Annotated in this window: 12 protein-coding genes; 7 read left to right on the forward strand and 5 right to left on the reverse strand. The window is 60.5% G+C overall.

The window, feature by feature from the left end:
- The first annotated feature begins 23 nt into the window (after nt 1-23).
- The 7 genes from yidD to ACX4ZE_RS16640 all read left to right on the forward strand — a co-directional run bounded on the left by yidD (nt 24) and on the right by ACX4ZE_RS16640 (nt 7,295).
- Entirely contained in the window at nt 24-269 is a 246-nt protein-coding gene (gene yidD, locus ACX4ZE_RS16610; RefSeq protein ID WP_480274389.1) for a membrane protein insertion efficiency factor YidD, read from the forward strand.
- Between the two features lie 147 nt (nt 270-416).
- The gene (yidC, locus tag ACX4ZE_RS16615) at nt 417-1,487 is read left to right on the forward strand and encodes a membrane protein insertase YidC (RefSeq protein ID WP_480274349.1); all 1,071 of its coding nucleotides are present in this window, start codon (nt 417-419) and stop codon (nt 1,485-1,487) included.
- A 114-nt stretch (nt 1,488-1,601) separates the two neighbouring features.
- Nucleotides 1,602-2,153, forward strand: coding sequence for a Jag family protein (locus tag ACX4ZE_RS16620; RefSeq protein WP_480274350.1), 552 nt, complete (start codon nt 1,602-1,604; stop codon nt 2,151-2,153).
- Between the two features lie 137 nt (nt 2,154-2,290).
- Entirely contained in the window at nt 2,291-3,076 is a 786-nt protein-coding gene (gene rsmG, locus ACX4ZE_RS16625) for a 16S rRNA (guanine(527)-N(7))-methyltransferase RsmG (protein ID WP_480274351.1), read from the forward strand.
- 1,196 nt (nt 3,077-4,272) lie between these two features.
- Nucleotides 4,273-5,229 (forward strand): ParA family protein, encoded by a 957-nt coding sequence (locus ACX4ZE_RS16630; RefSeq protein ID WP_480274390.1) that lies wholly within the window; start codon nt 4,273-4,275, stop codon nt 5,227-5,229.
- A gap of 70 nt (nt 5,230-5,299) precedes the next feature.
- Nucleotides 5,300-6,316: a ParB/RepB/Spo0J family partition protein gene (locus ACX4ZE_RS16635; RefSeq protein WP_480274352.1), complete on the forward strand. Its 1,017-nt coding sequence runs from the start codon at nt 5,300-5,302 to the stop codon at nt 6,314-6,316.
- Between the two features lie 250 nt (nt 6,317-6,566).
- Entirely contained in the window at nt 6,567-7,295 is a 729-nt protein-coding gene (locus ACX4ZE_RS16640) for a GNAT family N-acetyltransferase (protein WP_480274391.1), read from the forward strand.
- Between the two features lie 49 nt (nt 7,296-7,344).
- On the opposite strand, the gene ACX4ZE_RS16645 is transcribed toward ACX4ZE_RS16640, so the two are convergent.
- The 5 genes from ACX4ZE_RS16645 to sigM form a co-directional block, all read right to left on the reverse strand.
- Nucleotides 7,345-8,538 carry an N-acetylmuramoyl-L-alanine amidase gene (locus ACX4ZE_RS16645; protein ID WP_480274353.1) on the reverse strand — a complete coding sequence of 398 codons (1,194 nt, stop codon included), beginning with the start codon at nt 8,536-8,538 and terminating at the stop codon, nt 7,345-7,347.
- A gap of 154 nt (nt 8,539-8,692) precedes the next feature.
- Nucleotides 8,693-9,025, reverse strand: a complete 333-nt coding sequence (gene trxA / locus ACX4ZE_RS16650; RefSeq protein ID WP_480274354.1) for a thioredoxin — start codon at nt 9,023-9,025, stop codon at nt 8,693-8,695.
- A gap of 33 nt (nt 9,026-9,058) precedes the next feature.
- The gene (trxB, locus tag ACX4ZE_RS16655) at nt 9,059-10,045 is read right to left on the reverse strand and encodes a thioredoxin-disulfide reductase (protein WP_480274355.1); all 987 of its coding nucleotides are present in this window, start codon (nt 10,043-10,045) and stop codon (nt 9,059-9,061) included.
- A gap of 172 nt (nt 10,046-10,217) precedes the next feature.
- Nucleotides 10,218-11,039 carry a hypothetical protein gene (locus ACX4ZE_RS16660; protein ID WP_480274356.1) on the reverse strand — a complete coding sequence of 274 codons (822 nt, stop codon included), beginning with the start codon at nt 11,037-11,039 and terminating at the stop codon, nt 10,218-10,220.
- A 73-nt stretch (nt 11,040-11,112) separates the two neighbouring features.
- Complete coding sequence (gene sigM / locus ACX4ZE_RS16665) at nt 11,113-11,709, reverse strand: RNA polymerase sigma factor SigM (RefSeq protein WP_480274392.1); 597 nt, start codon at nt 11,707-11,709, stop codon at nt 11,113-11,115.
- Nucleotides 11,710-11,770 lie beyond the last annotated feature (61 nt).

The raw sequence follows: 11,770 nt of genomic DNA on the forward strand, positions 1-11,770 counted from the left end.
CCGATGAACCACACAGCACGAGCGTGGCCGCGATAATCGCCAAGCTGCCTGTGAACACACTGATCTTTGTGATCGAGCTGTATCGGACCTACGTCTCCCCTACTCGTATGCCGGTGTGTCGATTTACCCCGACGTGCAGTGAGTACGCGGTCACCGCATTGCGAACCAGGGGCTTGTTCGTCGGGCTAGCACTGGCGGTTGTGCGTTTAGCCAAATGTGCACCCTGGCACCCTGGTGGGTGGGACCCCGTCCCGGAGCGGAAGCGGTGAGTACTGAGCACCGAGCCGGCGGACGAGGCAGCTACCGAAGCGGTATCGAGGGAACCGAGCCAGCCGGACCGCGATCGGAGCCGAACGCTTGGAAGGGATCGCCGTACCTGGTGATCGGCGACACGAACGACGGGAGTGCATAGAGCCGTGCTCGACTTCATCTACTATCCGGTGTCCTGGATCCTCTGGTTCTGGCACCGGGTTTTCGGGTTCGCGTTCGGCGCGGACAATGGTCTCACCTGGGCGCTGGCCGTGGTGTTTCTGGTGTTCACTCTGCGTTTGGTGCTCTACAAGCCGTTCGTCAAACAGGTACGCACCACCAAGCAGATGCAGGAACTGCAGCCACAGATCAAGGAGCTGCAGAAGAAGTACAAGAACGACCGCCAGAAGATGGCGGTCGAGATGCAGAAGCTGCAAAAGGAAAACGGTTTCAATCCGTTGATGGGCTGTCTGCCGATCCTCGCCCAGGTACCGGTCTTTCTCGGGTTGTTCCATGTACTGCGTTCGTTCAACCGAACCGGCCACGGATTCGGCCAGTTGGGTTTGACACCAGAGCAGAACGCGAACCTCCCGAACTACGTCTTCAGCGCCGCCGACGTGCAGTCCTTCCTGAGCGCTCGAATCTTCGGCGCGCCGATCTCGGCATTCATCACTACCCCGATACAAGAGCTGCAGGCATTCGCCGATTACGGTGGTTTGCCGAGTCGGTTGAGTATCGCGCTCGTCGCAATCCCTTTGATGGTCATCGCAGGCCTGGCGACTCACTTCAACGCACGTGCCTCGGTTGCCAGGCAATCACCGGAAGCTGCGGCCAATCCGCAGGCCGCGTTGATGAACAAGCTCGCGTTATGGGTATTCCCGCTCGGCGTGCTTGTTGGTGGTCCATTCTTGCCGATCGCCATTCTGCTGTACTGGGTCGCCAACAACATCTGGACCTATGGGCAGCAACACCTTGTCTTCGGCCGTATGGCGAAGGAAGAAGAGGCTAAGAAGCAGGCGAAGCTGGAGCAGCGCGCCCAGAATGCGCCGAAGCCTGGTGCCAAGCCAGTGAATGTGAAGAAGAAGCCGGTGTCCGCGGTTTCCCCAGACGGGGACGCTGCGGAGGCGTCGACAAACGGTACCGCCAAACCGACGAAGCAGGCGGCGAGCCAACGTCGTTCGGGCGGTCAGAAGCGTCCGGGTAACCGGGGCAGGGCAAATCAGAAGCGTAGGCGCTGATCACACGTTTAATGGGCCGATAGGCCCCGCTCAATCGCTGAGCACGCCCTTTGATCGCGAATACCGTCGGCGTCGAATGTCCGGCGCGCGCGATGAGCAGATGAAGGAAATCACATGACTGTTGAGACCGACGAAGGGGACGCCACAGTGGCGACCACAATGGTGAATGCCGATACCGACGCTGGTGATGTCGGGAGTGATGTCGAAGAAGCCCTCATCGAGGAAGGCGAGATCGCCGGCGACTACCTAGAGCAACTGCTCGACGTACTCGATTTCGATGGTGACATTGATCTCGATGTGGAAGGAGATCGCGCTGTGGTGAGCATTGATGGCGGTCGCGATCTGACGAAACTTGTCGGCCGCAACGGTGAGGTACTCGATGCGTTGCAGGAGTTGACCCGCCTGGCTGTGCAGCAGGCAACCGGTGTGCGAAGTCGGCTGATGTTGGACGTGGCAGGTTGGCGGGCCAAGCGGAGATCGGAGCTGAGTGCGCTCGGCGCGGCCGCGGCGCAACGAGTGTTGGAGTCTGGCGCGCCGGAGTCACTAGTGCCGATGACTCCGTTCGAACGCAAGATTGTGCATGATGCAGTAGCTGCTGTGGAGGGCGTCAATAGTGAGAGCGAAGGTGTCGAACCGAATCGCTATGTTGTAGTCGTTCCTACCTGAGGATGCTCCTAAGCGGTCCGTGTGTTTCGTGGCCCAGGTAGCCGGTGGTTGGATAGGGGTCTCTGGTCCACTGACCAGGGACCCCTTTTCGTCCGCCGTCCGGCTGTACGATCCTTGATCGACTCGAGTTCGGAAGGATGTTTCACGTGGAACGAGATCTCGGTGGAACTGCTGCGCTGCCCACGGAACCGCCCGTGGCGGTGACTGTTTTCGGCGAGCGAATAGATCTCGCGCGGCGCTATTGCGTGGCGCTCGCGAACGCGGGGGTTGAACGTGGGCTAATCGGTCCGCGCGAGGTGCCGCGACTCTGGGACCGCCACATCCTCAACTGCGCGGTGCTTGCCGAGTTGATCGCTGAAGGTGCGTCAGTGGTTGATATCGGCAGTGGTGCCGGGCTGCCCGGAATCCCGCTTGCGATCTTACGGCCGGACCTCCGAATCGTTTTGGTCGAACCACTCCTGCGTCGCACTATCTTTCTGAGCGAGTTCATCGAATCAACCGGACTGGATGTAGCCGTTGTGCGCGGTCGTGCGGAACAGTCGGGTGTGCTGAAGGAAGCCGGTGGGGCGGATGTGGTTACCTCCCGCGCGGTGGCCCCGCTTGGAAAGCTCGCGCAGTGGTCGGTTCCTCTTCTGCGTGATTACGGGCGTATGCTCGCGCTCAAGGGAGCCAGTGCCGCAGAGGAACTCGAACGTGACAGGGCGGCGCTGGTAAAGGCTGGTGCTGGCAATGCGATCGTGCTCCAGTGCGGTGTCGGACTGGTCTCCACGCCGACTATGGTGATCAGTGCTGAGCGACTCCCCCGTACTGCGCGAACGTCACGGCGACGGGCTGAGCTGGCAATCGAACGTGGTACGAAAGCAGCTCGCCCTGTCTTGGTGGAGCGCAGGAAAGCGAGGCGCGCGGCCAGAAAGAGCAGATAGAGAATTCGTTATCGCTCTTGTGGTTTCGCGAAAGAAGCTTTCAACGTTTCGGGTGGCAAGGTCTGCACCTGATCACGCCGGTTCGATTCAACTATCGAAGTTCGCCGCTGGCGCTCTTACGGATATTTCACGTGATTCGAACCCATCTCAATAGGCATCCAAGAGCGATGGAGCCTGCTAGGTGATGTATGTACATCGACTGCTGAGCCCAGAGCGAAGCCGACTCTCTGGTTCCTGGTGCTGGAACAGCTCTATCTCACTAAGTCGCGCAATGGCGTACAGCGGCATTGTTCATATCGTGTGTGCTCCGGCAGCTCGGTTTGTGCTGACTACTCACTCGGATACTTCCGGTCGTCGCTCTCGTTTCAGAGGCCACGTATTGCGATGATAAGAGACGCAGAGATGTTCACCGCTGGACGCGGTGTGTACTGCGCGTGTCCGCACTGAGATGAGCGTCTGGACCGGAGGGCAGCACACATCGTATTCACCATCGCGCTACCTACCGTGGCGGCAGTTCAGTCCACACATAGGCAGGTATCGGTTTTGGTCAGGGCTTATGAATAAGGTCGGGTTGCGGATGATCATTGGCTCATGAAGTGTTCGTACTCGGTAGGCCATGATTCATGTGAAACATCGCGGTGAAACGAATCTGCTTCTTTGCCGCAGTTCCCATGCAGGTGGACCTCGGAACGTGCGAAGGGAGTGAATAGAATCATCTGTGTATGAACGTGTCCGACTCCCCCTTCGGTCAGCTGGGTAGCTCTGGGACTCATCCCCGAAGCGGTTGCGACCTTCGTGGTTGCTGGTTCGTCGTCCGGAAAATGCGATCGCGGTCGATGTTTCATGTGAAACAACGAGTGCGGCGTAGTGATGTCACGCGGATTCGCGTGCCCCTGCACACCATGTCGCGATTCAGCTTTCCTATCGCGTCCAGTACTGGCAAGCTAGTGTGCGTCGGGCGTGAGCGAAGATGCGCCACGGAGGAATCGGGTTGTCACGACGGCGAGAGCTCCGCTCGGCCGATGAGACACCGTGAACCTGGTTGTGCATTATGTTCGATCCGGCAAAGGCTATGGCAAACACGACGCGCCAACCCGTCCGTCGCGCACGTGTTCTGAAGGTTCTCGGGTTAGGAGCTGTCTATGTCGAGCGGTCCGGCGAATGTTTCACGGGAAACTGCGTCGCGCGTGCCGGGGATGTTGGACTCCAGTAGTTTCGATGCGGAGGCTTTTGATGGCACGCCGTACGGGAAAATCTCCCCACGTGAGACTCCGATAGCCGCTGAAGCTCACCGTGCGAGTCAGGTTCTCCATCCAGGAAAGGCAATTGTGCCGAAACCGCACGAGCAACGCGTTATTACGATCGCTAACCAGAAGGGTGGCGTCGGGAAGACGACGACCGCCGTGAACCTAGCAGCTGCCCTGGCACATCAGGGGATGACGGTTCTCGTCATCGATCTCGATCCGCAAGGTAATGCCAGCACCGCCCTGGGAATTGAGCATCATTCCGGCGTCCCCTCCAGTTACGAGTTGCTCATCGGTGAAACCTCGGTCAAGGACGCAATCCAAACCAGCCCACACAATGACCGCCTCCTGTGTATCCCCGCGACCATCGATCTGGCCGGCGCTGAGATCGAACTCGTATCGATGGTGGCCCGAGAAGGGCGATTGAAAGCCGCCATTCAGGAAGCGAACCTCGCTGGCTACGACATCGACTACGTGATGATCGATTGTCCACCCTCGCTAGGGCTATTGACGGTCAATGCGCTTGTCGCGGCGAAAGAGGTGCTGATCCCGATCCAGTGCGAGTACTACGCATTGGAAGGCGTTGGCCAACTGCTCCGCAATATCGGTTTGGTGCAGGCGCATCTGAACCCCGAACTCCATGTCTCTACCGTGATTCTCACGATGTATGACGGTCGTACCAAGCTGGCGGACCAAGTCGCGGAGGAGGTGCGTGGGCACTTCGGTGATGTAGTTCTGCGATCGTTGATCCCACGCAGTGTAAAGGTGTCAGAGGCGCCGGGTTATGGCATGACGGTGCTTGATTATGACCCCGGTTCCCGGGGGGCGATGAGCTACCTGGATGCCGGACGTGAGATAGCTGCCCGCGCGACGGCTTCGCGCGCTGCTGTGATCAAGTCGGCAGAATGACTACGTTGGCTGGGGCGACACTGGGCACAATCCGGTCTGGTGGCGGGATGAGGAAGGGGTCTGTCGACCGATGAGTCAGGCTAAGAAGGGTGGACTCGGGCGAGGTCTCGCCGCGCTGATCCCCACAGCACCAGAAGCCGTACCTGGTCTCGGTGGTGTTGCTGCGAGTGCCACCGGCCTCGATCCAGTCGATTCGCGGCCTGCTCCGCCCCATCTGCACCGGGTCCCTGATCCGGCTGACAGCGGCGGTGAGATCGCACTCGGCGATGCGATTTACCGAGAGATCCCGCCGGATCAGATCGAACCGAACCCCAAGCAGCCGCGCACTAACTTCCAGGAAGATGCGCTGGCCGAGCTTGTGCATTCGGTTCGAGAGTTCGGTCTGATGCAGCCGATTGTGGTGCGCCGAGTCGAACCAGGTGTAGACCGCTATCAATTGGTCATGGGCGAGCGGCGCTGGCGGGCGTGTCAGGAAGCTGGATTGGTTGCCATTCCCGCAATTGTTCGGGAGACCGCGGACGAGTCGATGCTGCGCGATGCTCTGCTGGAGAACATTCACCGGGTCCAGCTGAACCCACTCGAAGAGGCCGCGGCGTATCAACAGCTTCTAGAAGAATTCGACGTCACCCATGAGGAACTGGCGGCCCGAATCGGTCGCTCCCGCCCAGTGGTGACGAATATGATCCGTTTACTGAAGTTGCCGATCCCAGTGCAGAGCAGAGTCGCGGCGGGCGTATTGTCTGCTGGTCATGCGCGGGCACTACTTGGCCTCGAAACGGGTGCGGATGCTCAAGAGACGCTCGCTGCTCGCATCGTCGCCGAGGGACTTTCGGTACGAGCTACTGAGGAAGCTGTGGTGCTCGCTAATCGAGATCCGGACGCCGCTGCACCTTCCCCAGTGACCCGGCGTAAGCCGATCCAGGTGCCGCGTTTGCAGGATGTGGCCGATCGGTTATCCGGTTCGTTCGACACGCGAGTTACTGTGAGTTTGGGTAAGCGCAAAGGCAAGATCGTTGTTGAGTTCGGGTCTATCGATGACCTCGAACGGATCGTTTCTCTGATGGAGCAAACCACACCTAATGCGTGATAGATGTGACGAAATCGACTCATGATTTCTATAGGTGTGAACCCAGGGCCGAAACGTCACTGTGACGGTACTGGGTTCATGCGGCTGGGGCGGCTACACCGCTCCGGCGGAGCAAGATAATTTCTTCCGACCAACAGCACAGTGATATGGAGTGAGGCGGATTCCCCTTGATCGCTTATCCTTGCTGGCGAATACACAGTGATGCGACGTGAGTGTGGATGAATCGGATAGCTGGAGGCTGAGCAGAGCGGTGTCGACCAGCGTCACAGCACTAACCCTCGGCGGACTGGAAAAACTTCCCGCGCATACGCGCCGTTGTGTCTTCTGGGAGATCGATCCCGGAGTAGCCGCAGAATCTCGCACCTTCAGCGATCCGGTCTTCGAGAAGGAGGCTTGGCTGTCGAGAGTCATGCTGGAGTGGGGCGCGTGCGGGCAGGTAGTCAACGTCGACGGCAATGTGGTCGGCTGTGCGCTGTACGCGCCACCGAGCGTAGTACCGCGCGCGGCTCTTTTCCCCACCTCCCCGGTGAGCCCGGATGCGGTCCTGCTGACCACACTGCGGGCCGAATTCCCCTATCAGGATTCCGACGTAGCCCATCGTATGATCCAGGCGGTGGTGGCCGACTTGGTGCGTCGTGGGGTGCGTGCGCTGGAGGCGTTCGGTCTCCGTGCCTCGCCATCCACACAGGCGTTGTCGGATCGAGTCGGTCCTATGACGTTGATGGAGCGGATCGCCGCACCGATCAAGGGTGCGAGTGTAGCCGGAGCGACGACCGAATGCTCACCCGAAACCTGTATGATCGACGCCGACTTCTTAGAGGATGTCGGCTTCGAGGTCATCGCACCCCACCACCGATTCCCGCGGTTGCGATTGGAGCTCGACTCCGATCATGGCTGGAAGGAAGACGTCGAACGGGCGCTGGACCAGTTGCTCGCAGCAGCGTCGGCGACCGTACCTACCCGCATCGGAGCGCATTGAACCGGACAGCTTCCATGCTCTAACACGGTGGAGGCTGGACCGGCGAAAACTATATACGGTCTGCGGCAGCCAGCTCCTCGGCCAACAATTCAGCGAAGGTGTAAGTTCCGGTGGGTTGGTCGTCCTGCCCGAGCAGATACAGTCGTTTGACCGAGATCAGGATGGCTTCGGCGATCACATCCCGCATGCGTGGATTGGCGAGTACCGAGGCGTCATATTCGTTGGTCAGATAACCGAGGTCGACCTGAACGGTCGGCATCTTGGTGAGACGAAGCAGATCCCAGGTTCGTGCGTGGGTACGACAGTCCTGCAATGAGGTTCGTGCGACGACCTCCCGCTGGATGAAGCCGGCCAGCACCTGACCGATCATTGATACGGAGCCGTGCGAGTTGCCGAAGTAGAATCCAGCGACGCCGTTGGCTAGCGGGCTCGGATTGGTAGCGCAGCGCAGCGAGATCATCAGATCGGCATCGAAGGCGTTCGATGTGTCGGCGCGTTCGACATCGGTGAGATCGGCGCCCCATGGACGGGACAGGAAGGTCTCCATGCCAGTGGCCGCCATTCGTCCTTCCAGGCGACTGGCCAAGTCCCATAAGATTTCCGACTCGAAGACGTCGCCGTACTCCGTCGGCACCGCCCAGCCCTTAGCGGGCCCGCCGAGGCCCGGATCAATAACGATCCGCTTGCCGGTGAGCTGTGGTCCCGCTCGGTGCACAACCTCTTCCTCGGCGATCCGGTGCGGGTTTCCTCCGGTGACTCTGGCACCGAGCAGATCCAGCGAGCGCAGCGTGTCCGGCCCGCAGATGCCATCGGCGGCCAGCCCGATCTCCCGCTGGAACGATGAGAGCGCGTCATGGGTATACGGGCCGAAGTAGCCGTCGACACGGTGCACATAGAAACCGAGATCCTGCAGTCTGCGCTGCAAGGTGGCTACATCGTCGCCGTACAGTGGCGCGGAGAGCTGGTAGATCAACGTGCGCGCACCGAGCCGGTAGGATGCCTCTTTCAAGGCCCGGTAGGTTGCCGGGCCGACTACACCGTCGACGAGGAGCCCGCGATGCTGCTGAAACGCGCGCACCGCGGAGTCCAGATGATGATCGAAGGACGCGTCGATATCTTTCCAGTACTCGCGTGCGTCCGCGTGATCGGTGCCGATGTGCGCGAGTAGGAACCCGAGACTTGCCAGGGTGCCCCGAACCTCTGCTACGGCTGGGCCGGTATCGCCGTGACGAAGTCGGTGCATGCGTGTGAGCCCTTTCCTTCCGTCAAGCGCGGTACCCACTCATGCTATGGGATACACCTTCGCACGACCGGAGCGTTGGTCGATTGTCGCAGAACTGGAGCGGATTTCGAGAATCCTCAGGTTCAGGGGTATATCGGATCGTCGACCCACACCGTCAGATGACGCTTTCGAGTTCACGCAGGAGAGCCGCTTTGCCCTTCGCTCCGACGATTTGCTTGACCGGTTTACCGTCGCGGAACAGCATCATAGTGGGCAACGAAAGGATTTGATAATCACGAGCAGTGCTCGGGTTGGCATCCACATCCAGTTTCGCGATGGTCAGCTTGTCGGAGTGCGTGCCGGCGATCTCTTCCAAGACAGGCGCGACCATCTTGCATGGTCCGCACCATTCTGCCCAGAAGTCGACGAGGACGGGCTTCTCGCTGAGCAGCACCTCATCGGCGAAGGACGCGTCGGTAACTGTGACCGTTTTGATGGTCTCGGGCATGAATTTCTCCTTGGATACAGCGTCGGCAGAAGATCAGTTGCCGGGGATGGTCACCGGCTCGCCTGCATGGCCGACGGTGTTCGTGGTGATGTCGCCCTGTTCGGCCAGCCAGCGCTCGGCGTCGATGGCTGCCTGGCAGCCGGTTCCTGCCGCAGTGATGGCCTGCCGATAGGTGTGGTCGACGAGATCGCCCGCAGCGAAGACGCCAGGACGCGCTGTGGCGGTCGTGGGATGTTTCACCAGCACGTATCCCTCGTCATCCAGCGGGATCTGGCCTTTGACCAGCTCGCTGCGCGGATCGTGCCCGATCGCGATGAACAGGCCACCAGCAGGAAGTTCGGAGGTCTCGCTGGTCCGGGTGTCCCGCAGAGTCAGATGGGTGACGGCATTGTCGCCGTGCACCTCGACCACTTCGGCGTTGAGCACGAACTTGATCTTCTCGTTCGCTTTTGCCCGCTCCAGCATGATCCGAGAAGCTCGGAACTCCTCGCGGCGGTGCACGATGGTGACGCTGGCTGCGAACTTGGTCAAGAAGGTGGCTTCTTCCATCGCGGAGTCGCCACCGCCGACTACGACAATGTCCTGGCCCTTGAAGAAGAAGCCGTCGCAGGTCGCGCACGCGCTGACACCACGGCCGAGTAGACGTTGCTCACCCGGTACGTTCAGGTAGCGCGCGGCCGAGCCCATAGCGAGGATCACCGCATAGGCCGAGTAAGTCTCGTCACCGACAGTGACCTGTTTGATCGGGCCGGTCAGGTCGACGGACTCCACGTCCTCGGTGCGGATCTCCGCGCCGAATCGTTTGGCCTGCTCTCGCATTTCCTCCATGAGTTCCGGGCCCATGATGCCGCCGCGGAATCCGGGGAAGTTCTCTACCTCGGTGGTAGTCATCAACGCACCGCCGAACTGGGTTCCCTCGAACAGCAAAGGCTGAAGTTCCGCACGCCCCGCGTACACAGCGGCTGTGTAGCCCGCTGGTCCCGAGCCGATGATGATCAGGTCGCGAACCGGCGCGCTCATGACCGCGCCTCACCGATGCTCGGATCCGGCATGATCTCGAACGTGGCTATGGTGGTTGTTCGCTCGCTCATATGGCCCTCCGCGGGAAACAATAGACGTGTCGGTCAACAACAGGGTAGTTGTTGTTGTTCCCGCGCCCGCTGGATCCGGCGTGGTGCGGCCGCAGGCGGGGTCAGCCGATATCCTGGAGTGCCTTTCGTTGCGGATCTTCTGTACTGCAACCGGTTCCGACGACTAGAGCGGTGATCTTCGGCGGACGTGGACCGGTGAGCAGAATGAGCACCGCGTGTTGGTCTTGAAATGTGATATCCCTCGAACCGAGGATATCGCGGTCGAGTCCGTTCGCTTGGACACAGCGCTCCAACGCCTCGGGCCAGGCGAGTATGCCGGTGACATCGTGACGGCCGAGTGCACCGAGTGCGGCGGTGGAGGTGAGATCATCGCCGAACTGAGTGGTTCCTACGGTGGGTGCGGCGGTAGGGCTGGTCTGGTCACCGCTGCGCAGGATCGAGATGATGCCGCCCGTGCCCGCCATCAGGGCAGTCGCCGCAGCAGCGGCGGCAAACCACCGTAGCCCGCTCCGTCGGCGCGCGTCGAATATGGCCAGTCGTGGTGCGGATTTCGGTGTCGGTGTTTCGCTGCCGGATTCTGCCGCCGGAACCGGTGGTCGCCGCTCGATGGTAGCGGTGTCCGGTTCACTCCGATCCTCGGATACGTCGAGCTCATCGACGAGTCGTGTGAGCCGGGTCATCACGTCCTCGGGCATGGCGTGGATGATGCGTTCGGTACGTCCGAGTGCGCGCAGTTCGGCGCTGACATCGTCGAGTGAGCGTAAGAAGCTCAGTGCCTCCTGATCGTGGGAAACAACGGGCCACAACTGCTCGTATTGCGCCGCGGTCATATTGCCTGCGTGCAGATCGGCGAGCAATTCGGCCGTGAACGGAGGCTGCGGTACCCGGGTCGACATCGCACCTCCGTTGTCTGCCTCGGTCATCGCGGAATCCCCGTGCTGATGGGGGCTGCTTCTGCTATCGCTCATTTTCGTCACCATTAATGACGCATCCCAACTACTTCCGGTTCCCCGGATCACGTAGGAAATCCAATCGCTCTTTCAATCGCTGTCGTGCGCGGGCACACCGGCTTTTGATGGTTCCTTCGGGGACACCGAGCAGCGCTGCGGCTTCGGCCACGCTATACCCCTCCATATCTACCGTGACCAGCGCGGTTCGTTGGTCCGGTGGCAGTGAGAACAAAGCGTGATCAACGACCATGGATGTTTCCAGCTCAGCCATCTTGTCGCGATCGTCTCGGGGCTCGGGCATGGTATCCGGAGAAAGTGAGAGCACGCGTCTGGACTTGTTACGTCGGATTCGATCCAGACAGGCGTTCACCACTATTGTATGCAGCCAACTGCGTACCTCGGCCTCGGCGCGGAACGAGCCGGCTGTGCGGTGGGCCGCCAACAGCGCGTCTTGTAGAGAATCGGCCGCGTCCTCGCGAGTGTAGGACGTACGCAGGGCAGTCTGCCATAGATGGTCGTTGTGTCTGCGCAGCAATTCCGCGAAGGCGTGCCGTTGACCGCGGACATGCGCTGCCAGCAGTTCGGTGTCGGTGTACTCGCCGGGCGCGAACGAGTGCTCGCGGTAAGCGATCGACCGTGGCATTCCCCCGCAAAACTCCTTGTTCAATTCGGACAACGATGCCAGCCCTCGGACAGGGCTCATA

Source organism: Nocardia sp. TBRC8007, assembly GCF_056629435.1.